At 68.7% G+C, this 21,881-nt stretch carries 19 protein-coding genes; 8 read left to right on the top strand and 11 right to left on the bottom strand.

The genetic code is table 11. The annotated features are described in order from the left end of the window. Positions 1 to 20: 20 nt before the first annotated feature. Together LXN57_RS42995 and LXN57_RS42990 are read right to left on the bottom strand one after the other, a co-directional pair. Complete coding sequence (locus LXN57_RS42995) at positions 21 to 185, bottom strand: hypothetical protein (RefSeq protein WP_251804073.1); 165 nt, start codon at positions 183 to 185, stop codon at positions 21 to 23. Position 186: 1 nt separating this feature from the next. After that, the gene (locus tag LXN57_RS42990; protein WP_251804072.1) at positions 187 to 720 is read right to left on the bottom strand and encodes a MarR family winged helix-turn-helix transcriptional regulator; all 534 of its coding nucleotides are present in this window, start codon (positions 718 to 720) and stop codon (positions 187 to 189) included. Positions 721 to 1,241: 521 nt separating this feature from the next. On the opposite strand from LXN57_RS42990, the gene LXN57_RS42985 reads away from it, so the two are divergent. Next, positions 1,242 to 2,714: an MFS transporter gene (locus LXN57_RS42985; RefSeq protein WP_251804071.1), complete on the top strand. Its 1,473-nt coding sequence runs from the start codon at positions 1,242 to 1,244 to the stop codon at positions 2,712 to 2,714. 335 nt (positions 2,715 to 3,049) lie between these two features. Here LXN57_RS42985 and LXN57_RS42980 read toward each other — a convergent pair whose 3' ends face one another. Continuing rightward, the gene (locus tag LXN57_RS42980; RefSeq protein ID WP_251804070.1) at positions 3,050 to 3,907 is read right to left on the bottom strand and encodes an aldo/keto reductase; all 858 of its coding nucleotides are present in this window, start codon (positions 3,905 to 3,907) and stop codon (positions 3,050 to 3,052) included. Between the two features lie 384 nt (positions 3,908 to 4,291). Then, the gene (locus tag LXN57_RS42975; protein ID WP_251804069.1) at positions 4,292 to 4,648 is read right to left on the bottom strand and encodes a winged helix-turn-helix transcriptional regulator; all 357 of its coding nucleotides are present in this window, start codon (positions 4,646 to 4,648) and stop codon (positions 4,292 to 4,294) included. 82 nt (positions 4,649 to 4,730) lie between these two features. Between LXN57_RS42975 and LXN57_RS42970 the strand changes: the two genes are divergently transcribed. Continuing rightward, positions 4,731 to 5,000: a hypothetical protein gene (locus LXN57_RS42970; RefSeq protein ID WP_251804068.1), complete on the top strand. Its 270-nt coding sequence runs from the start codon at positions 4,731 to 4,733 to the stop codon at positions 4,998 to 5,000. Beyond that, entirely contained in the window at positions 4,997 to 6,313 is a 1,317-nt protein-coding gene (locus LXN57_RS42965) for an FAD-binding oxidoreductase (protein ID WP_251804067.1), read from the top strand. Before LXN57_RS42970 ends, LXN57_RS42965 begins: the two co-directional genes overlap by 4 nt. A gap of 265 nt (positions 6,314 to 6,578) precedes the next feature. Here the strand turns inward: LXN57_RS42965 and LXN57_RS42960 are convergent, their stop codons facing one another. Both LXN57_RS42960 and LXN57_RS42955 read right to left on the bottom strand, forming a co-directional pair. Beyond that, positions 6,579 to 9,314 (bottom strand): ATP-binding protein, encoded by a 2,736-nt coding sequence (locus LXN57_RS42960; protein WP_251804066.1) that lies wholly within the window; start codon positions 9,312 to 9,314, stop codon positions 6,579 to 6,581. Between the two features lie 3 nt (positions 9,315 to 9,317). After that, positions 9,318 to 9,977, bottom strand: coding sequence for a GntR family transcriptional regulator (locus LXN57_RS42955; RefSeq protein ID WP_251804065.1), 660 nt, complete (start codon positions 9,975 to 9,977; stop codon positions 9,318 to 9,320). Between the two features lie 320 nt (positions 9,978 to 10,297). Here LXN57_RS42955 and LXN57_RS42950 point away from each other — a divergent pair, with 320 nt between their 5' ends. Both LXN57_RS42950 and LXN57_RS42945 read left to right on the top strand, forming a co-directional pair. Beyond that, positions 10,298 to 12,124 (top strand): acyl-CoA synthetase, encoded by a 1,827-nt coding sequence (locus tag LXN57_RS42950; protein WP_251804064.1) that lies wholly within the window; start codon positions 10,298 to 10,300, stop codon positions 12,122 to 12,124. A gap of 105 nt (positions 12,125 to 12,229) precedes the next feature. Beyond that, entirely contained in the window at positions 12,230 to 13,636 is a 1,407-nt protein-coding gene (locus LXN57_RS42945) for a DHA2 family efflux MFS transporter permease subunit (RefSeq protein ID WP_251804063.1), read from the top strand. 36 nt (positions 13,637 to 13,672) lie between these two features. Here the strand turns inward: LXN57_RS42945 and LXN57_RS42940 are convergent, their stop codons facing one another. The 5 genes from LXN57_RS42940 to LXN57_RS42920 all read right to left on the bottom strand — a co-directional run bounded on the left by LXN57_RS42940 (position 13,673) and on the right by LXN57_RS42920 (position 19,011). Beyond that, the gene (locus LXN57_RS42940; protein WP_251804062.1) at positions 13,673 to 14,863 is read right to left on the bottom strand and encodes an FAD-dependent monooxygenase; all 1,191 of its coding nucleotides are present in this window, start codon (positions 14,861 to 14,863) and stop codon (positions 13,673 to 13,675) included. 90 nt (positions 14,864 to 14,953) lie between these two features. Further along, entirely contained in the window at positions 14,954 to 15,904 is a 951-nt protein-coding gene (ubiA, locus tag LXN57_RS42935) for a 4-hydroxybenzoate octaprenyltransferase (protein WP_251804061.1), read from the bottom strand. Between the two features lie 5 nt (positions 15,905 to 15,909). Continuing rightward, positions 15,910 to 16,473 (bottom strand): hypothetical protein, encoded by a 564-nt coding sequence (locus LXN57_RS42930; RefSeq protein WP_251804060.1) that lies wholly within the window; start codon positions 16,471 to 16,473, stop codon positions 15,910 to 15,912. Positions 16,474 to 16,787: 314 nt separating this feature from the next. Beyond that, the gene (locus LXN57_RS42925) at positions 16,788 to 18,272 is read right to left on the bottom strand and encodes a S1 family serine peptidase (protein ID WP_251804059.1); all 1,485 of its coding nucleotides are present in this window, start codon (positions 18,270 to 18,272) and stop codon (positions 16,788 to 16,790) included. Between the two features lie 301 nt (positions 18,273 to 18,573). Beyond that, complete coding sequence (locus LXN57_RS42920; RefSeq protein WP_251804058.1) at positions 18,574 to 19,011, bottom strand: hypothetical protein; 438 nt, start codon at positions 19,009 to 19,011, stop codon at positions 18,574 to 18,576. 24 nt (positions 19,012 to 19,035) lie between these two features. On the opposite strand from LXN57_RS42920, the gene LXN57_RS42915 reads away from it, so the two are divergent. The 3 genes from LXN57_RS42915 to LXN57_RS42905 all read left to right on the top strand — a co-directional run bounded on the left by LXN57_RS42915 (position 19,036) and on the right by LXN57_RS42905 (position 21,771). Next, on the top strand, positions 19,036 to 19,740 hold the full coding sequence (locus LXN57_RS42915; RefSeq protein WP_251804057.1) for a GNAT family N-acetyltransferase: 705 nt from the start codon (positions 19,036 to 19,038) through the stop codon (positions 19,738 to 19,740). Between the two features lie 217 nt (positions 19,741 to 19,957). Beyond that, the gene (locus LXN57_RS42910) at positions 19,958 to 21,304 is read left to right on the top strand and encodes an FAD-dependent monooxygenase (RefSeq protein WP_251804056.1); all 1,347 of its coding nucleotides are present in this window, start codon (positions 19,958 to 19,960) and stop codon (positions 21,302 to 21,304) included. Positions 21,305 to 21,510: 206 nt separating this feature from the next. After that, complete coding sequence (locus LXN57_RS42905) at positions 21,511 to 21,771, top strand: hypothetical protein (protein ID WP_251804055.1); 261 nt, start codon at positions 21,511 to 21,513, stop codon at positions 21,769 to 21,771. Positions 21,772 to 21,881: the final 110 nt, after the last annotated feature.

Genomic DNA, 21,881 nt, shown 5'->3' with positions numbered 1-21,881 from the left:
ACTGGGCGTCTCGTCGCGGGCTACGCGACGCCCTCGACGAGGTCTGAGCCCGAGCCGAGTGGCGCCGCCCGTTCACCAAGCGCCTGCCTGTGATCCTGCGATGGTTTGTGCGTCTCGGCGCCGGACGGTCGACGACGTGCCGTCGTATCGATGGTCTCCTGCTCGTCGGTGATGAGGCGGGCCATGTCAACCCCGCTCCCGCTCCACGGGCAGGGCATCGCTGTGGCTGCACTCGAGGCTGAGCTGTCGCGCTTCCGTCCGCTCGAGTATCTCGACGACGAGTGAGCTGATCTTGCCCAAGGCGGCGGCATCACTCGGCTCGAGGCTGTCGAGAAGGACGTCTCGTACGTCTGTGCGCTGCGCGCGGAGCACCCGCGCCGCGAGCAGCTGACCTTGGGAGGTCAGCGTGGCCTCGTAGGCACGTCGTCCCTCAGGCACACGTCCACGAGTGACCAGACCTTGGCGTGCCAGAGCGGTGATGGCGTGGCTGACGCGGCTGGGTGAGAAGCGCAGCGTTTCGGCGAGCGACTTCAGGCCCAGCGTCCGACGTTCTGCGGTGCTGAGGAGAACAAGCAACTTGAGATGCCCGTGCGGGATGCTCCCGTCGCGCTGGGACTGCCGTTCCAGCGCGACCTGGAGAAGGTGGGCCGCCAGGACCAGGTCATTCCATACCGCGGCCCGGTCGAGATGGATCGCGGTCAGATCCTCGTTCGCGGACATCCCGTTCATCGCGGCGACACGATGTCGGTGTTCCGCTCAGCCTGGTCGTCCGGTGCGGTGGGCGGCTGAGTCATGATCAGGCTTCCTTGATCGTTCGGCGACGTTGTAGACGTGACGTTGAAGTTCGACGTCCGTTCGGTCACCGAGTTCAGACGGGGGGCGGGACCTCAGCAGGTCCAGAGCTATGGCGCCGGCGTGACCGCCGGGGACGGATCCTGCGCCGCGACGTTTACGCTGTCCCGCGCGGTCACCTCAAGCCGCAGCAGGTGCCCTTTCCGGCAATGGCCGTCCGGGCTGCGTCGCCCTGCCGATTTGGACACCGGGGCTGTCGCGCGGGTATTCAACGGTAATACGGCGTGCCGGTCGGCTTGATGTCGAGTTTCGTAATACGCATCACTAACCGAAAGCCGGAAAATAGTAAGTTGCTAAGAGGCTGTTTGCCGATGCCTCGCAAGTCGAGAAATCTGTAGGGGCCGCGGCCTATCCGAATCCGGCCGTTGTCCAGACTTGTGAGGGAAAAAATGGCAAGGTCCAAGACGATTCTTTGGATCGTCCTCGTCGCCCAGTTCATGGTCGTCCTCGATTCGACCATCGTGACGGTGGCGCTCCCGTCCATCGGCTCGGGGTTGAATTTCGACAGCCAGCTCCAGCTGCAGTGGGTGATCAACGCCTACATCCTGTTGTTCGGCGGATTCCTGTTGTTCGGTGGGCGAGCCGGTGACCTTCTGGGCCGGCAGCGCCTCCTGGTCATCGGTCTGCTGCTGTTCGGCGTGTCGTCCGCGGTCAACGGATTCGCACAGAACCCGGAGACGCTGATCTTCGGCCGGGCCGTGCAGGGGCTCGGCGGCGCTCTCATCTCGCCCGCCGTGCTTTCGATCATCATCGTGACGTTCGGAGGTGTGCGGGAGCGGGCCAAGGCACTCGGCGTCTTCAGCGCGGTGACCGCATCCGGCAGCGCCGCCGGCATGCTGGCCGGCGGCGTGCTCACCGAGTGGTTCGACTGGCGCGCCATCTTCCTGGTCAACCTCCCGATCGCCGCACTCGCCATCTTCGCCGCACTGAGGTTCATCCCGAACAGCAAGCACGCGACCGAGGGCCGGACCCGGATGGACCTGCCCGGTGCGGTCACCATCACGGCCGGATTGATGCTGTTGGTCTACGGCGTAGTGAACGCGGCCGAGTGGGGCTGGGGCTCGGGCAAGGTGTGGCTGCTCCTCGGAGCCGCGGCGGCGCTGATCGTGGTGTTCCTGGTCATCGAGAGCGTGTCGAAGCAGCCGCTGGTGCGGCTGGGCATCTTCAAGGTGCGCGCTCTGACGTCCGCGAACGTGGCGATGGTCCTGATGACCGGCGGCATGTTCGTCATGATGTTCTTCCCGACGCTCTACCTGGCGCAGGTCAAGGGATACAGCCCGATCGAGGTCGGCCTGGCGTATCTGCCTTGGCCTGTCGCGATGGCCGTCGCCGGCACGGTGGCTCAGAAGATCATCGCCAAGGCTGGTCCCAAGCCTGCGCTGTGGATCGGCCTGCTGATCCTGGCCGCCGGTCTTTTCCACCTGAGCCTGCTCGACGCGGACAGCTCCTACGCCGGCGGAGTCCTCCCCGGCATGCTGCTGACAGCGATCGGCGCGGGCTTCGCCTGGGCGGCGATGTTCCTGGTGGCCTCGGTCGGCGTGCGACCCGAGGAGAGCGGGTTGGCCTCCGGCCTGATCAACACGTCGCAGCAGCTGGGCAGCGCGATCGGCCTTGCCACGCTGAGCTCGGTCGCCGCGGCGTACACCCTGGACCTTCTTGACAGCGGCGTCGAGGCGAATGAGGCCCTGGTCCGGGGCTTCGACCGCGGCTTCATGATCGGCGGGATCATTCTGCTGGTCTCGACCGCGGTGGTCATCGCCGGCATCCGTTCGTCCGATGGCCGGCACGTCGCGGGGCCGGACCAGGAGGCCGGCTCCGAGCAGGTGCCGGTCATCAACCTGGAGCCCGCACTGGGCGACTGATGGACGTGTGGCCGCGACACGGCGGCCAGACCGGCAGAAGGCGGGAGCGCATCGGTGCGCTCCCGCCTTCGCGTGAGTTGCCTGCGCCAGCTTCGAGGTCAGGGTGCGGCCCGCCCTTCACGTGTTCGACGGCGGCCGGCACCCTGCGCTCCTCATCGTCGGGGTGCTCAGCCGCAGCAGCTGTGGCCCCGCCTGTCGGCAGAGCTCGGAGGAACTTCCGGTGTGCGCTCGTAACGACACCAGGCTGTGCCTTCCATAGTGGGAAGGCACAGCCTGGTGGTTCGGATCCGAGACCTGGCGGATCACCCGGCCTGCGTCCGAGGCCGGGCCGTTGATCAGGCGGCCTGGTCGAGCCGGGCCAGCTCCTCGGGGGTGAGGGTCAGTTCCGGGGCCCTCGCGTTATCCATGATGGACTCCGGCCGGCTGGCGCCGGGGATCGGGATGACGTTCTCGCCGTGAGCGAGGATCCAGGCCAGCGTCACCCGCTGCGGGCTGACCCCGTGCGCCTGCGCGACCTCGCGGAATGCGCTGATGTTGCCCAGCTCACCGGCCTTGCCGATGCCGCCCAGAGGCATCCACGGCAGGAACGCGATGCCCAGCTCACTGGTGAGCCGTAGTTCGTCCAGCGAGGAGCGGAAGGCCGGGGAGTACTGGTTCGACACCGACATCAGCCGGCCGCCGAGGATCTCCTGAGCCTGGCGGATCTGTTCGACGTTCGCGTTGGAGATGCCGGCCATCCGGATCTTGCCCGCGTCGAGCAGTTCGGCGAGGGCGCCGATGGAATCTGCGTACGGGACGTTCGGATCCGGGCGGTGGAACTGATAGAGGCCGACAGCGTCGAGGCCGAGCCGCTTGAGTGAGCCCTCGACGGCCCGGCGCAGGTGCGCGGGGGAGCCGTCGAGCCTGAACTCGTCGCCGACACGCACGTGACCCCCCTTGGTGGTGACCAGTACGCCGGAGGTGTCACCGCCCCAGATCGCCAGGGCCTGGGCGATCAGCGATTCGTTGTGCCCGACCTCGTCGCCGGCCGATTGATAAGCATCGGCCGTATCGATCAGGGTCACTCCGGCGTCGAGGGCGGCGTGAATGGTGCGGATTGACTGGTCGGCGTCGGGGCGGCCCTCCAAGGACATCGGCAAGCCGCCGAGTCCGATGGCGCCGACCTGGACATCGCCAATTGTTCGCTGTTTCATGACTGCATTTCTACACAGCCGGACTTCTGATATACGCATGAGAACTGCCACAAAAGGCCGACTGAACCAGCGGTCTCTTCATGCGTTCGGGAATGGTGAGCCGGTCGGTCGGTAGGTGGTGTGGCTCATATTCCCGGCGCGGCTTGTTTAATTCGGTGAGAATCAATGTGCTGCTGAGGGTGGGTGCTCGGTCCGGCCGGGCGGGTCGATGCCGCGTTCGCCCGGGGTTTGCCGGACCGCTGATCAGTCGGCGACCCGTGGTGAAGGAGTCGGCATGAGTAACGTGCGCCCCTGTTCGGCAACGGCCTCGACCGCTGTGTGAAGGACTGGCACGCGGCGAGCGGGGGCAGGGGGGTGGGCCGCGGCTCGTCTTTCCGACTGGTCTCAGGAGGGAGGCAGGGCCGGCAAGTGCTTCTCGCCCCACTGGAAGAGCGGCTGCAGGAATTGCAGCAGCTCCGAGCCGCGCGTGGTCGGCTCGTAGAGGATCTGCACCGGGGTGGTCGGCACCACAGTGCGGCTCATCAGGCCGAGATGCTCCAGCTCCTTGAGCCGTTGCGAGAGCATGCGGTCCGAGATTCCCGGGATGGCGCGCCGGAAGTCGGTGAACCGCCGGGCGCCGCGGCTGGCCGCCACCATGATGGCGCCGGACCAGCGGCGGCCGACCGTGTCCAGCACCGACTGGACCTGTCGGCACTCGGTGGCAGAGGCCTCGGGCGGAGAGTTGATCGGTAGCTGCGTCATGCCCTCACTATATCTACTTACTCTTCGTTAGCGACTAACGCCCGGTTTGGAAAAGGGCGGCTCGCCGAAGACCGTTGAGGACATGCCAAACACCACCTGGCTGACCCGGGCGGCCCGCCGCGGCCCGGCGACGCTCTGCCGCATCTACAACATGATCGGCGTGGTCGGGAGGGCCCGGGGCGTCCCCGGACTGTCCGGCGGCGTCGAGCAGTGGGCCGACACCTTGGCCGTCTGGTCCACCCGCCTGGGTTTCGACACGTTCGCCTTCTGGCCGGTCGCCGAACCGCGGTCCCAGCTCGAGCTGTTCGCCGGCGAGGTCATCCCGGCCGCACGAGAAAGGGTAGCCCGATGACGTCGGCGACACTTCCGAAGGAGCTGGACGGCAAGGTCGTCACACCGGCCGACCCGCGCTACCGGCTGCTGCGCTCGACCTACACCACGGTGGCGCGGCCGGCGCTGGTGGTGCTGCCGCAGACCACCACCGATGTGGTCGCCGCGTTGCGATATGCCCGCGACAGTGGTCTGCCGATCGCTGTCCGCAGCGGGGGACACGGACTGTCCGGGCGATCGTCCAACGACGGCGGCGTGGTCATCGATGTGTCCGGGCTCAACGAGGTGCGCGTGCTGGACCGCCGGACCCGGCTGGTGCGGGTCGGCGCCGGGGCACGGTGGGCCGAGGTGGCCCGGGATCTGGCATCGGCCGGCCTGGCGATCAGCTCGGGCGACCACGGAAACGTGGGCGTCGGTGGCCTCGCCATCGCCGGCGGTGTGGGCTGGTTGGTCCGGGACTACGGCCTGACGATCGACCACGTCCGGGCGGCTGAGGTGGTGCTCGCCGACGGCCGCGTCGTCCGCACCGACGCCGAGCACGAGCCCGACCTGTTCTGGGCCGTGCGCGGCGCCGGCGCAGGGGTGGGCGTTGTCACCGCGTTCGAGATCGAGGCCACTGAGCTGCGTGACATCGCCGTCGCCCAGCTGACCCTGGCGGCCGACCCGGACGGGAGCACGCTGTCCCGCTGGGCCGAGCACCTGGCTCAGGCGCCGCGCCGGCTCAGCACGGCGGCCATGCTCATGTCTGACGGTCGGCGGGCTGTCCTGTCGCTGACCGCGGTGTACGCCGGGCCGGACACCGGGCGCATGCGCAAGGCCGTCGCGCCACTGCTCGAGATCGGCACGTTGCTCGATCAACGCGCGCACCGTGTCCCGTACTCGGGATTGGTGTCGACCGCCCACCTGCACCCGAACCTCGGTCAGCAGCCGGCCAACACCACCAACGGCCTGCTGCCGACGATGACCCCGGACGCCGCCCGAGCCATCACGGCGGCTGTCACGGGACCGCGACCGGCGCTGCTGCAATTGCGTTCCGTCGGCGGCGCCGTCAACGACGTGGCCGCCGACGCCACCGCCTACTCGCACCGTGACTCGGACGTGCTGGTTGTCGGCACGGTCTTCCCTCCCGGCGACCGGGCGACACTCGACCGCATCTGGCGTCCGGTCGGCGCACACACCCGGGGCGCGTACGCCAACTTCGAAAGCTGTCCGGACGCAGCGGCCTTCCGGCGCTTCTACCCCGGCCCCACCGGAGACCGGGTTCTGGCGACGTGGCGCCACCACGACCCGGACGGCATCTTCCGCTCAGCTCTGTATCCAAGCGAGTTGTCGTGAAGCGAAGCAACGCCGGGTTACGTCCGCTGTTCCTGGCGAACGGCGCGGTGCTCACCGGCCGGCTCGGCCGCACGCCGGCTGCGCCCGAAGCGGATCCACGAGGTCCGGAGGTCGTGGCCCGTCGGATCGAATCCCCGGCGCATGCGCTGACATGCGCCCGATATTCACCATTCCTACCCGAGAGGGGGTTCGCCGTGAGTTTTCCGTGACTCTCCTTCCGGAGGATTCACCGTAGCTCCGGCCCGGCCGGCATGCGCCCGGTCGATCAGGACGAGCGGCTACCGCGGGACAAAGCGTCCCGAAGGCCGGCACGCGACGAGATCCCCAGTTTGGGGAAGACGCGGTAGAGGTGAGCGCCGACCGTGCGGTGCGACAGGAACAGGCGCTCAGCGATCTGTTTGTTGCTCAGACCGCTCGCGGCCAGCTGGGCGATCTCGAGCTCCTGCGCGGTCAGCGTGGTAGGAACGGCATCCTCGATGGTCTCCGGTCGGAGGCCGGTGACACGGAGTTCCTGGGCGGTGCGGGTGAGCCAGGGTGTCGCGCCCATCGAGGCGAACCCTTGGTGCGCGTCGAGCAGGTGACTGCGGGCGGCGGTCAGCGCCTTGCGGCGGCGTAGTTTCTCGGCGAAGGCGAGCCTGATCCGGGACGCCTCGAAGAGCCAGTGCTGTGCTGCGGGTTCCCGCAAGGTGGCTTCCAACCGCCGGTTCGTCTCGTCGTCGTCGAACGCGAGAGCGTCGGCCCCGCGCTGCACCAGGGCCATCCGAGGTGACAGCCGAGCCACTCCGGCCGAGCGCATCGCTTCGGCGTGGGCCCGGGCTTCAGCCGTACGCCCTGTGCGCATCGCGGCTTCGACCAGGTCGAACATCACCCAGGTGCAGTGCGGAGCGTATCGGGCGAGCTCACCGGCCGGGCTCATGGCGACGGCGTTCTGGTAGGCGGCCTCGAAGTCCCCCTCGGCCGAGGCTGCGAGTGTGCGCGGATGGTGGGCGAACAGCGCCGCGCCGGCCACGCCGCGGGGCAGCGCCCAGTGGGTGATCTCGTCGGCCAGACCGTTCGCCTCCTCCGGCCGGCCGCGCCCGGCCGCGATGATGGCCCGGTTGTAGCGGAAGTACCAGGCGAAGAACTGCACCCCGGCCGTGTCGCAGAGTTGCTGCCCTTCCCGGGCCAGTTCCTCGGCTTCGTCCCACCGGCCGGTCAGGTAGTCGTCCAGGCAGAGGTGCATGAGCGCGCCCAGGTGCCGGCGCGGCGAACCACCTTGACGGCCCTGATGCACCAGCCGCCACGAGGGCTCACGGTTGTCGGCCAGCCGATCCAGATAGACCGAGGCGGTCCCGGTCCGGATGATCCGGGCCGCGTCGTCCGTGCGGGCCAGTTCGGCGAGCAGACCGTCGATCTCGTCGAGGGCCGCGGCGCCGGTGCGTACGGGATCGGGGAAGGTCTTGCTGAGCACCGAGAGGATGTCGGTCGGGCACGGCGTCAAGCGGGCCATCGCCCGGTGGAAGACCGCCCAGTGCTCGGGCCTCCCGGCGTACCAGGAGAGCAGCACCAGTGTGTGAAGGGCCTCGACGAGCGCCGGGTCGTCGGACCGCCAGCCGTGCCCGCCCGTCTCGATCGCCCCGGCCAGCAACCGGTGAGCCGTGTGCACGTCACCGTCGCCGTTGAGCATCAGGAAGGCCGTCGCGTTGGCCGCGTTGAGCGAGCCGGATGGGTCCAGCGCCGTGGCTCGGGCGTCGGCCAGCAAGGTGACCGCGTCGGTTCCGGTGTCGCCTGACTCGGCGCCGATGTACGCCGCCTCGGCCAGCCGCCGGGCGCGGGCCTCCGTCGTGGCGCTCAGTTCGGCCGCGCGCACCAGAGCCGCCACCGCGCCCAGCATGTCGCCCCGCATCCGAACCCGGTGCGCGGCCTCGTCCAACTGGGTCGCCACCGTGTCGTCGGGCCCGCTCATCGCCGCGGCCAAATGCCAGGCCCGGCGTTCGAGGTCGTCGGCCAGCGCCGCGGCGATGGCCAGGTGGGCGTCGCGCCGCTCGTCGTGCGTGGACAGGGCCACGAGGGCCGACCGGATCAGCGGATGGCGAAAGGTGAGGTGCGCGGTCACACCATCCACCCGCACCAGCCGTTCCTGCTCGGCCGGGGCGAGGTCGGCGATGTCGGCCGCCTCGCGCAGGATCCGCAGATCGCCGCTGCCCTCGAATGTGGCCAGCAAGAGCAGCTTGCGGGTGGCCTCGGGCAGGCCGGAGATCCGCTGGGCGAAGAGGGTCTGCAGGTGTTCGCTCAGCGGTACCACGTCGCGCCGGGCCGGGCCCTGAGAGGCCGGGCTCACGAGCGTGGCGGGCAGTTCGGTCAGTGCGAGCGGGTTGCCCTGCGCCAGCTCGAGCAACTGCCGGCGCATGTCGGAGGGCAGACCCGGGAAACGGGCATCGACCAGTTGCCCGGAGGCCTCTGGGCTGAGGGGCTGGAGGGCCACCTCGGTGAGGCCTCGCGGATCGAGGAAGCTGCCGGTGCCCGTACGGGACGTCGCCACCACCCCGACCGGGGAACCCGCGACGCGGCGGGCGACAAAGCCGAGCACCACGGCGCTCGGCCGGTCGATCCACTGCACATCGTCGACCACCAGTAGCACCGGCGCCTTCTGGGCGACGGTCACGACCAGGGCCAGCGCGGCGTTGCAGACCAGCAGCGGAGGTGCCGACGGGCCGGGGCCGAACCCGAGCGCGACGTTCAGCGCGTCGCGCGGACCGGGCGGCAGCCGCAGCATCTCGTCGTGCAGCGGCAGCAGCAGTTGGTTGAGCATCGAGTAGCTGACGTCGGCCTCGAACTCGGAGCCGGAGGCGCGCAGCACCCGCAGGCCGGCCTCGGCCGCTAGGTCCGCCGCCGCGGCGATCAGCGCCGATTTGCCGACGCCAGGTTCGCCGCGGACCAACCGCACATCACCGCTGTGGCGCACCGACTCGAGGAATCGCGCGATGCGGTCCAGCTCGGTCTCGCGCCCGAAGAGCTCCATGCGTCAGTCGACCGCGCTTTCGAGCAGCGGCGCCAGGGTCTGCCCGTTGGCGCGCACGGCGGCAGCCGCCCCCTCGACGTCGCGAGCTTCGCACAAGGCGATGATCCGCTCGTGCTCCGCCACCGAGTCGCAGCCGTTCGGTGACGAGAACCGCAGCCGCGCCAGCCGTCTCAGCTCCGGGGTGAACTGCTCGAGCACCGCCCGCAAGGTGTCACTGGCCGAGGCGGCGACCGGGACGGCGTGGAACTCGTCGGCGGCGAGCGCCGCGTCGACATCGTCGTCCCGCCGGGCCCGCGCGAACCGCGTGTTCGCCGCGCGCATCGCGTCGAGCTCGGCCGTGGACAGGTGGGGCAACGCCTCTCGCACGGCCGGCTCGTGCATCGCCGTTGTCACCGACTGGGCGCCGCGCAACGCCCGCAGATCGAGCGGACTGACCATCGTGTAGCGGCCCCGCCTGCTGCGGACCAGGCCGGACTCCTCGAGCCGGGCCAGCGCCTCGCGCACGGGGGTGCGGCTCACCCCTAGCCATTTCGCCAGCTCGGCGTCGTTCAGCCGCTCACCAGGTGCGAAGGCGCCATCGACAATCGCGTCACGAATGGCGCAGCCCGCGTCCTCCCGCAGCAGTGAGCGGGGCGCACCTTCTGACTTCTTCGGAACCGGCACGCGATATATAGGATTCTTACGACGGTCTTCTGTCAACCCGCGGCCGCAGGGCGAACTGCTCTCCGGTCCGGCCTCGGGCAGACCACAAGGGCAGGAACGGCAGGGTCTTGAGGCGCGGACCCTGGTGAGGACCGAATGATCGTCCAGCTTCGCTGCATCGCCGCCACCTGCAGCAGGATTCGGGCAGCGGGCGGCAGACAGCTGGCGGACGAGGCCCCGCCCCCGATCCGCGCTCAAGATCTTTCTTGCGGCGGGCGCTGAACCCTCGGCGTGCGGTCCCGTCGGCAGCAGTGATGCATTCACGTCGAAGGTGAGCTCCGATGAATTCTCTGCTTGACCCCACCGCCATCGAGCAGGTGCCGCTGGCCGGACTCGACTTGCCGTCGAGCACGTACACGCTGCTCGAGCGAGCCGCGGAACAGTACGGCCACCAGACTGCCCACGTGCTGCTCGACCAAGCCCGCGATGCGGAGACCGTCACCTACGAAGTGCTCCTGCGCAGGGTCAACCAGTCGGCCAACGCGTTGCATCGGCTGGGCGTCAGCCGGCACGACGCGGTGGCGTTGCTCAGTCCCAACAACGGCGAGATGATCGTCGGCCTCCTGGCGGCTGAGGCGGTAGGTATCGCGCAGCCGCTGAACCCGTCTCTGGCACCCGAGGCCCTCGCGAGCATGCTGAACCTGTCCGGAGCCAGGGTGCTGATCGCGGCCGGGCCCGAGATCCACCCCCAGCTGTGGGGGCTCGCCGTGCGTCTCGGCGAGCAGCTCGGGCTCGACGCAGTGCTGGCCCTGCGCCCGGACGGCCCCCACGGGGCGCCCGCGGAGTTGGGCGGCGGCGGCCGAGTCGCCTACCTCGAGGACGTCGCCGCGGCGGAGCCGGCCGATCACCTTGTGCCGCCCCGGCCCGGTCCCGGCGACGTGGCCGCCTACTTCCACACCGGTGGGACGACCGGCACTCCCAAGCTGGCCGCCCACAGCCACGAGAACGAGGTGTTCACCGCCTGGTCGCTCGCGGCCACCGCCGGCGACACGGAGATCGTCCTGTTCGGCGGTCTGCCCCTGTTCCATGTCAACGCGGTCATGCTGTCGATCCTCGCGCCGGCCTTCGCGGGCGGCCGGGTCGTCTGGAGCGGGCCGCTCGGCTGGCGCGACCCGCAGCTGTACCCGGTCTTCTGGAAGCTGGTGGAGCGGTTCGGGATCACGATGATCTCCGCCGTGCCGACCGTCTACGCCCAGTTGGCTCAGGTGCCGGTCGACGCCGACCTGTCGTCGCTGAGTTTCGCCGTCTGCGGAGCCGCCATCCTGCCGCCCGCCGTGCGCGATGCTTTCGAGAAGCACACCTCGGTGCCGATCTGTGAGGGGTACGGGCTGACCGAGGCCACCTGTGCGTCGGCCCGCATCGTGCCCGGCCACTTCCGGCCCGGTTCGGTCGGGCTGCGGATGCCTTATCAGCACATCCGCGCAGTCGACCCGGCCGACGGCACTCCGCTGCCGCCGGGCCGGATCGGTGTCATCACGATCAGCGGTCCCAGCGTGTTCCCGGGGTACGTGACCCTCGAGCCGGACGGGACGCGAACGCTCGACACGCGCGGCAAGGTGATCGACGGCTGGTTGGACACCGGCGATCTCGGATCGGTCGACGCTGACGGCTACGTGTACCTGACCGGTCGGCTGAAGGATCTGATCATTCGTGGTGGACACAACATCGACCCCGCGGTCGTCGAGGATGCCGTCCTGAGCCACCCGGACGTCACCGGCGCGTCGGCGGTGGGCCGGCCCGACCCGCACGCCGGCGAGGTTCCCGTCGCGTACGTGACGGTTCGCCCCGGCTCCGACGTCACGGGCACGGACCTGGTGACGTGGGCTTCCGAGCAGGTGGCCGAGCCGGCCGCCGCGCCCAAGGCCGTGCACATCATGGATGCGCTCCCGGTCACCGCGATCGGCAAGGACTACAAGCCCGCGTTGCGGGCGGACGCGATCCGGCGAGTGGTCGCGGAGGAATTGCCGGGGACCGAGGTGGCCGTCACGGTCGAGGACGGGACGCCGGTGGCCCGGATCGACACGGCCGGCGAGCGTGACGCGGTACACGCTGTGCTCGACCGGTACACGTTCCGGTGGCGGTTCTCAGAGGCCGTCTCCTCGGAGTAGAAGGAAGCCGCAGCCAGGAACGAACATCGGCGCCGGTGAGCCGTCTGACCAGACGTGCGTACGTCATGGAAAGTTCGCGTCTCCGACCGGCCCTGGGTTCACCTGATGGTCCTGGCGGTCGCCCAGTTCATGGTTCTGCTCGACGTCACGATCGTGAACATCGCGCTGCCCGGCATCGAGACGCTCGGGTTCTCCTCGACAACGGACCTCCAGTGGGTCGTCAGCGCCTACGCCCTGGTCTTCGGAGGTTTCCTGCTGCTCGGCGGCCGCCTGGCTGATCTGGTCGGGCGGCGGCGGATCTTTCTGGCCGGACTGCTGCTGTTCGGGCTGGCCTCGCTGCTCGCGGGGCTGGCCTCGACGCCTGAACAGCTCATCGCGCTGCGCGCGGTGCAAGCCCTGGGCGGCGCGCTGCTGTCCCCGGCCGCGTTCGGCATGGTGACGCTGCTCTTCGCCCACGGCCGGCAGCGGGCCGTCGCCCTGAGCATCTGGGGCGCTCTGGCCGGGCTCGGCGGAACCTTCGGCGCCATCCTCGGCGGAATCGTGGTCGACCAGTGGTCGTGGCGCTGGATCTTCCTGGTCAACGTGCCGATTGCCGCGATGGTCACGGCTCTGGCGATGCTGCTGCTGCCCGAGAGCAAGGCCCCGAGCAGTGGGAAGCGGACCTTCGACGTCGCCGGGGCGTTGCTGAGCACGGCCGGGCTGCTCGCCGTCGTGCTCGGCGTCATCCGGTCGGACGCGTCAGGGTGGCTTTCGGCCGAGGTGGTGGGCCTGCTGACCGGGGGAGTCGTGCTGCTCGCTCTGTTCGCCTGGGTGGAGCGGCGCTCGGCCGGGCCGCTGGTGCCGCTCTCCCTGTTCCGCACCCGGACGATGAGCGGCTCGACAATCGCGCTGACCCTCAACGGCGCCGCGTTCCTGATCCTGTTCTTCCTGGCCTCGATCTTCTTTCAGCAGGTACGGCACTATTCCGCGCTCGAAGCCGGGCTGCGATTGCTGCCGATGGGCGTCACCGGCATCATCGGCGCTGTCGCCGCCGCCCGCCTGGTGAACCGCTTCGGGACCAGACCCGTCCAGATAGGAACCTCGGCGCTGGCTGCCGCCGGGCTGGTGCTGCTGTCGCGCGCGGACAGCGACAGCAGCTACGCCCTCACGGTGATGCCAGGTCTGGCGCTCTTCGGTGTGGGCGTGGTCGGCACCCTGACCGTCGGACAGATCTCCGCTGTCGCCGACGTCCTGCCCGAGCTCGCCGCGACTGCCTCCGGGGTGATCAACACGGGTCGGCAGGTGGGCGGCGCGGTGGGTGTCGCCGTGGTGACGACCGTGTCCTCCGGCCATGTCACGGCCCTGCTCGCCGACGGCGTGACCACCACCGAGGCCCTGGTCGGCGGGTTCCAACGGGGTCTGCTGGTGGCTGCGGCGTTCGCCGTCGGCAGCGCTATCGCCTCGGCTCTGACCCCGCAGGTTCATGTGGACCCGGTGGCTTCCGACACGCCTTTGGTTCCGAGCAGTGCCTGACTGCCCCGGCATCGCCAGGGCGATGCCGGGGCCCGGTCACTCTCCGGCGTACTCCTCGGCGAACATCCGGGCCGTCGGGCCGTGGGAGCGCAGCTCGTTGATGGTCGCGATGCGCAGTTCGTTCGAGAACGCTGCCTGTGCGACGTCGCCCGGAGCGCTGTGCAAGAGGTTGATCAGCCAGTGCGAGAAGAGGACGGCCTTCCAGACCTTGCCCCGCCGATCGGTGGTGTAGTTCCCGAGCGGCCGTTCGTCGTCCTGTCCGTAGTACGCGGCCATGGCTGCGGCCAGAGCCTCGGCGTCGGCGATGGCAAGATTCATCCCCTTGCCGCCGGCCAGCGAGATCGTGTGGGCGGCGTCTCCCAGTAGGAAGATGCGCCCGTGTTGCATGTTCCTTGATACGTGGTCCGACCGGCCGATGATCGTCTTCTCGGTGATGACGCCGGTGGTGACGGGGTGATCCTTGACGACCAGAACGTCGCCGAGAGCTGTCCAGATGCGCTCGTCGTTCCAGTCGCCGGCCTTCTCCCCGTCCTGGATCTGCAGATAGAAGCGGCTGACGGCCGGCGTTCGTGGCATTTGCGCTGCCCCGTTGGTCGGGTGCATCCCGTAGACGATCTCGTTGACGAACGGTGGCACCTCCGCGAGGAGAGCCAGCCAGCGGAAGGGGTGTCGGTGCGTGACGGGCATCCGGATCGACTCCGGGACGGCTCGATGGGCGATGCTGTCGCTCCCGTCGCAGGCGGCGATGAAATCACACCTGATCTCCACGGATTCGGCGCCGTCCACCGCACTGGCCGATATGGTCGCCGCTTGCGCCCCGTGGGCGCCGTCGAGGGCAGTGACTTCGTGCGCGAAGAGTATGTCTCCGCCCCGGCCCAGGTAGGTGGCGATCAGGTCACGCACGAGGAACTGTTGAGGATAGATGTGGTGCTTGCGGCCTCCGGCCAGGTCGGCGTAGGGGACGGAGAACGCCTCACCTTCGTGAATGAAGGTGCAACTGTCGGTGGTCATCCCGTTCGCGAGAAGTTCGGTGGCGAGACCGGCTCGTTCGAGAAAGGCGACCGTCCGGTGCTCTATGAGGCCCGCGCGAGCCTTCGTCTCCACCTCCTGGCGCGTGCCCTTCTCGACAACGATCGCGGTGATTCCGTGCTCACGTAACACATTGGCCAGAGTGAGACCGGCGGGTCCGGCGCCCACGATCCCGACATCGACCTGAAGCTTTTTCATCTTGTTTCTCCCGCTGAATCGGTATCGGCACATCTGGATCGAGCTGAGACACGTGTCGCCCGGGGCGGGGACCGCCCGATCGGCGAGCGGTCAACCCCAGTGCCCGAAGACGGTGGCCAGGAGGATGAGACCCCCGGTGACGCGATTGGATACGAACAACAGGCGGCAGCGCACCGGGTCGTCGATGTCGAGGGTGGCCAGCTGCCAGATCAGGTGCGCGGCGGCCGCACCCAGGAAGGCGTAGAAGGGCCACTGCACGTGAGCCATGACGCCGGCGGCAGACAAGCCGGCAATCGCGGCAGCGTAGAAGAAACCGACCCACGGGCGTGTGGCTCGATCGAACAGAAGAGCGGTTGACTTCACGCCGATCCGGCGATCGTCCTCTCGGTCCTGATGCCCGTAAATGGTGTCGTAGCCCAGCGTCCAGAAAACGCCCGCGGTCCACAGGAGGACGGCCGGCGCCTCGATCGTTCCTGTGACGGCGGCCCAGCCGGCGAAGGCGAGGGTGTTGAAACACAACCCGAGCCACGCCTGCGGAAGGGAGATCATCCTTTTCATGAACGGATAGATGATGTAGGTGGGGAGGCAGACAAGGACGATGATGGCGGCCTTCTCGCCGGCCCACCAGAACAGGGCAAGCGATGCGACGGCCTGGACTGCTGCGAAGACCACCGCATTGGTGACGCTCACTGCCCCCGCAGCAACCGGCCGGGAGGCTGTGCGGGCGACCTGAGAGTCGAATTCGCGATCGACGACGTCGTTGACTGCGCAGGCCGAACCTCGCATGAGCAGCGCAGCGAGGCCGAACAGGAGAATCTTCTGGAAGTCCGGGGCGCCCGGGGCGGCCAGACTCAGGGCCCACCAGCCGGGCAGCACGAAGAGCCAGGTTCCGATGGGCCCTTGGAGGCGCATCAGCCGGAGATAGGGCTGAACGACGGCCGGCGTGCGGCCGACGACGGCCGAAGCCACCGTTCCGGACGGGGGCGGCAGATAAGCAGGCCGACGGTAGACGTGACGCGTACCGGCAATCGAGTCTGCCACATCGGTTACACCTCGTTACTGGATTGCTTCGGGCGCGGAGATACCGGAGACGGGCGGTCGGGGCGTCCTCCGGGTCTTTCGAAGGGCCAGGTCCCGGGCGATGATCTGCTGCCGATCGGATCGTCGAGTTCGGTGAGCCCCATGACCGAGTCGACGTTCGTCGGCTGGGAGTAGAACTTCTCGTGGACATATCCCAGGGCTCGGTTCCCGCGGTACATCAGCGTGCGGGTCTGGACGACGTTCGTATCCGGATCGCCGTCACCGTCGAGGCGCATCGACAGGGTCTTCCTACGGATCCCGCGCGGCTGCAGCATGCGGCCGAGCGAACCCGCGGTTTGGGTCAACCGCCGGCGCTCCTCCTCGTCGATCCGGCTGAGGACGACCGCCGAGTAGGCGACGCCTACCGTTCCGCGAGTGGTGCTCAGCCGTACCGAACGATGCTGGAGCATCGTCGGCCGGGGCAGCTGCAGCAACTCGGCCAGATCCAGAGCGGACGGCCGCTCGGCAAACGCGAGCCGGCTCGGAGCGTCGTCATCCGAGGGTGCGGTGATTCGTTCGAGCAGCTGCACGGCGACACCTTCGCCGTGCCAGCGGGCCAGGCTTTCCGTAGCAAGCCGAGTCGGTTCGAGTAACAGCTGGGCCAGACTCACTATGACACTCCTCCCGAGGCTTACAACGCTCGGGAACGAGGGGAGTTCACCCGGACTCCTCCACGACTACCTGGCCCGCGAAGTGAGAGAGGGGACGAGCGCGCGGTCTGATGGGAGCGCGCGCTCGCCGCCTTCCCCAACTGTGTCGTCGCCCAGCGCAAGACCAGGCGCGTCGTCCCCGACCTGGTCCTCACTGGCTTACCCGCGAGCCCTGGGGAAAGTGTGACGGTTCCCTAATTGGCCTTGGCCGGATCGGGAAGCCCGCAACCCGGCCTGGTGAGGTCCAATTGTGAGTTCTTGGTGAGACACGCGGGGAGCATCGTGGTGCGTTGCCCGTAGCGGCGGCCCTGTTCCGCGCTGACCGTGCCGTCGGTGGCGACCTCGCAGGGGTTGTTCTCGGTGCACTGCTCCCCGCTGTCGTTGCCGGTGCTGTGAACCCCTACGACCGTGAAGCCGTCGGCCAGCACCAAGGGGGCTCCCGAGGTGCCGTGGGTGGCTTCGCAGCCCCGCTCGTACCGGTACGAGCGGTCCTGTTGATAGCCGGCTTCGCGGAGATGCGGGACCACGGCGTCGACGGTGCACGCGTATCGGGCCCCGGCGCCGCCGGAAATGATCGACAAGTGTGTCCCGGAAGTGGCAGCCGTCCTGGCGAGGGTGAATACCTTCGTTCCTAGCTGGGCGTATGTCTTGTCCAGGCGGTAGAGCGCGACGTCCGTACCGGTCATGGTGGCGTAGAGAAGCCGAGTTGTCCTGGCGGTGGCCTGGACGTAGCCCTGACGGTCCTGGATGCGGACGGTCTGGCTGTCCGGCTGGTCGACAGTGGCGTCGCCCGGAGCGGGTCGTTCGGTGGCACAGTGGCCGTTGGTCAGAAGCAGCGCCGGATCGTTGGCGGACGACGATGTGGTCCGCACTACGGAGGCCGAGCAGCCGTTGAAGGAGACGGCACCCTCGAGGTCGGGCACAGCGGTGTCGTCCGGGACGGTGGTCCCGTTCACGATTCCTCTGATCCAGCCGACGAAGTAGCGGACATCCGTGTAGACGACCGGTTGATCATCGCCGTTGCTGCCGCTGACCGTGCCGACGATGGTCCAGCGCCGTCCGGTGCGTACCAGAGCGGGGCCACCGGAGTCCATGTTGGTGGCGGCGACGCTGCCGTCCGTACTACCGACACACAGCTCACGTTCGTGCACGATGCCGCTGCGGTCGCAGGTGGCCGCGGGCTGGATCGTGGTGTCTGCCTCGTGAAGCCGGTCAGGGTAGCACTGCGGTTCCTGTTCCGCACACGTGACGCCCCAGCCCACGATGCGGGTAGGAGTGTGGTCGGCCACCCTGATCGCCGGGAGCTTCGCGGGCACGGCTGCAACGGGAGCGGCCAGGCGCAAGAGAGCGATGTCGCCGTCCGCCACGGGATGGGCCGAGTAACTGTAGAACTTGTCGACTCCAACGACCCGGCCACCCGAGGTGGCGCTGACCGAGCCGATCCGGACCTTCCAGTCGCGGGGCGTGCCGACCTGTGCGCCGCCCGCGTTTCGGGTGCAGTGCCCGGCGGTCAGCGCCCATCGCGACGCGATGAGGGTGACACCGCACACGTGGCCGTCGTCCCGAGGCGAGTCGGGACGCTGCAGCGATCCGGCGAAAGAATAGGGCTTCGCCGCTTCATGACCGCCGCGTATGGCCATTGCCGGCGCGCTGACGGTGAATGTCGCCACCATGACCATGCTCAGGACGGTAGCTGTCCATCGAACACGCATCGGTGTCCTTTCTCGTGGAATTTCGGATGCCGGGCCGCGGAGGGAGAACTGACTGCACGACGCAGGCGGCGGTCTCGGCTCTTCCGGTGGCTGGGGTGACAGGCTGCATGTCCGGACATCAAGGCGACGTCAGTGCGGCCCTTATGGTTTCTTTAGGCGCGCCGCGTCGAGGACAGTGCGGGGATCGCGGCGGACCGGCGCGACGAGTCGCGTCGAGGATCGACGTTCGGTCCGCCGGATTCTCGATGGTCCCGGTGTCTTGTTCGGCTCAGTCCATGTCCTGCTCGACCAGTTCGACCGGGCCGGGTGGCTCGTTGTGGGCGCAGATCGCCTCCACGAGCTCGAAGACGGAGCCGGCAGGAACCATCAAGGTGCCGGGCTCCGCCGGTGCGGTGCCGCTTCCTCGAACGATGCGCACTTCGTCCTCGACCCCGGCGAATCCGGGCACCCTCACGAGGTGGGTGTCGCCGTCACCGTGGACGGTGATGCGTGCGGCGGTGGGGTGCCCGACCAGGAATTGCACCATCACGGGCTCGTACGGACGGGGGTTCAGCGGCAACAGGTCGACCTCGCAGACAACCTCGGCGTACCGCGCGTCGAGGGTGACGATCTCGAAGGACCGGCGCAGCTCGGAGGGGTTGGCGACGTACCGCTCCAGGGAGGCGGATCCGCTGATGGACCAGCGCATGCGAAAGGGGAATTTCACGATGACCTCATCGACGAGCGAGTGGTGGACGGCGTCGCGATGGTCGACGGCGGGCCCTGTCGAAGGTTCACCCTCGGCGCTGGTGTGACCGTCCTCCGTGGTCCGGTCGGCGCCCTCGTCACCCGGATCGGGCAGATCGACGGGGTCAGGGAACGGCCCGATGAACTACCGGAAAATATGGACGTTGTCGGTAGCATGGGGACACACCTTTACACAAGACCTTGGGTCGAGGGCGATCTGCAGCGTCTCCAGAAGGCCGAGCCGTCTTTCTCCCCGGACACGCTGACCAGTCGGTTCATGGCCGGCAACAGCCGGCTTCCGCTGGCCTACATCGCCGCGTTGCGGCGTCCGGAGTCCGGTGGCCGGGCATGGCTCGGTCACGTAGCGCTCGTCGACGGCGACCTCATCGGTATGGCCGAATGCGTGTGGCTGCCCGACTCTCCGCAGCCGGCCGAGCTCGCCGTTCTCGTGGCGGACGTCTGGCAGCGTCGTGGTGTCGGCCGGCTACTCGTGAATGGATTGCTGGAACAGAGCGAGGCGGCGGGGGTGACCCGTATCGAGGCGGTGGCCGGAGCGGCGAATGTGGGTTGCTACGCGCTGTCCCGATCGATCGACCGCGGTGGGCGTCGGCCGGGAGGCTGGTCCATCCGTTCGTGGGTGACCGGCGGCCAACGGCACTTCGAGCTCAGACATCAGGATGAGCGCTTACGGCTGCCTTCGGCCGCCTGATCCGCCGTGGCGAGTAGCCGATCGCGCTCCTCCGAGTCCTCTGACCCGAGCACCGGTCCGGGTGTCGAGGCTGTGGTGGTCGGTCGAGCATCCTGCCCTGAACTTTCCGGGTGCGGACACGTAGTCAGAACCGAAGGTACGTCCGGGGGCCGGTGTCTCTCGAGACGGACCGGGCATGGTCCGTGCGCGTCGCAACAGTCTTGGAGGACAAGGTCTCATGGAGAACGAAGCTGGGTCTCGATCCGGCCGGCACGCGATCGTCATCGGTGGCAGCGTGGCCGGGCTTCTCGCGGCCCGTGCGCTGCATGCCTCGTACGAGCGGGTCACGGTGCTCGACCGGGACTCGCTCCCGGCCGAACCACTGGCACGGCGCGGGGTTCCGCAGGGCCGGCACGTCCATGGGGTGACCGCCCGTGGTGCCGCCGGCTTGGAGACGTTGTTCCCCGGCTTTCTCGGCGAACTGACGGCGGCCGGGGCTCCGCACGCCGACGCGCTGGGGGACTATCACTACTACCTCGACGGTCACAAACTGGCCCGGGCAACGGCGGACACGCCGAACTATCTGGCCACCAGGCCGCTCATCGAGAGCCTCATCCGCAAGCGCGCCGGTTCCCTGGGCAATGTCGCCGTCGTCGACTCGACTGAGGCGGTCGGCCTGCTCATCGAGGGCAGCCGGGTCACCGGTGTACGGGTGCGGCCGGTGAACGAGGACGGCGCCGAGCGGGACATGCGGGCCGATCTGGTGGTGGACGCGGCCGGCCGAGGCTCGCGCGCCGTGGCCTGGCTGAGCGAGCTGGGCTACCCCACGCCGGATGAGACAGTGGTCCGGACGAACGTGGTCTACGTGACTCGTCATTTCCAGCTGAAGCCGGGCCAGCCGGGTGGTCGGCACGCCGTGGTGTCCGGCGCCTATCCGGCGAACCCTCGAAGCGGGGCGGCCGTACAGCAGGAGAACGGCCAGATCGCTGTGTTCTTGGCCGGCATCCTCGGTGACGAGCCGCCGACCGATGCCGAGGGAATGCTCGCGTTCGCGTCGACACTGGCCGCTCCCGAGATCGCCGAGGTGCTTCGTACGGCGGTGCCGATCGACGATGCCGCGAAGATGCGGAACCCGGCCAGCTCTCTCAAGCACTTCGACAAGCTGGACCGCTACCTCGACGGGTTCCTGGTCGTCGGCGATGCGATGGGCAATTTCAACCCGCTCTACGGGCAGGGCATCACGGTGGCTGTGCTCGAGGCTGAGCTGCTCGAGTCGTTGCTGCGGGACGGTGACCACCGCTTGGCCCAGCGCTACTTCGCCGAGGCGGCTCAACTGCTGGCCGAACCGTGGGCCCTGGCGACCGGAAGTGACCTACGTTTTCCCGGGGTCGACGGTGTGCGAAGCCCGGAGGACGAGCAGGCGGGCCGCTATCTGGATGCGCTCCGTGCCGCGGCCGCGACCGACCCGAGCGTCGGTGCCGCCTTCCTCCGGGTGGCGAACATGCTGGCACCGATCGCCTCGCTCTTCGACCCGGCCCTGGCGGCCCGAGTGCAGCAGTCGTCCTCGCAGAGCGTTCCAGGCTGACGAGGGCCACCGCCTCGATTCAGTGCGCTTGCCGGTGCGCCTGTCGGACGGACAAACGCATCATGATTTGTGCCGGGCTCGGGTCGAGACGCCGGTGGCGCCGCTTCCGATGGTCGAGGACGGGCGGTGCCGAGCGGACCGGATCGTCTCGCCTCGGCCGTGCACCTGTACCGGAAAGGAACGTCGAGAACCACGGTGACCACGCATTGATTCCGGTCACGCAGGTCGGCGCCGAGCATGACCATGCTCTCGACGTCGCGCACGCCTCAGCGATGGTCGGCAACGGCGTTCGTCCGGGCCGCGACGCACTCTTCCAGCAGGCGTCGCCCGACCGCACCGAGCCGGCCGCAGGACAGACCATGAGCGCTGAGGTCTTCCAGCAGTTCTGGGACGCCCTGGGAGACCAGGACGAACTGATTCACGTACATGTGGAGGGTGAGATCGTCGGATCCGGCGGCGGCCGGTGAGCAGAGCGGATCCGCGAGTCGGCCGCCTCGGCGTCGGTTTGAGCCGCAATGCGAGCGGTCGCCCGTGGCGAACGACATCGGCTCAGCCGGTGTGTTCCTGCCGACCGATG

The sequence above is a fragment of the Paractinoplanes hotanensis genome, assembly GCF_023717965.1.
GTDB lineage: Bacteria > Actinomycetota > Actinomycetes > Mycobacteriales > Micromonosporaceae > Actinoplanes > Actinoplanes polyasparticus.
The sequence above is the reverse complement of the archived record's forward strand: the minus strand, read 5'-3'. Positions and strand labels throughout refer to the sequence as shown.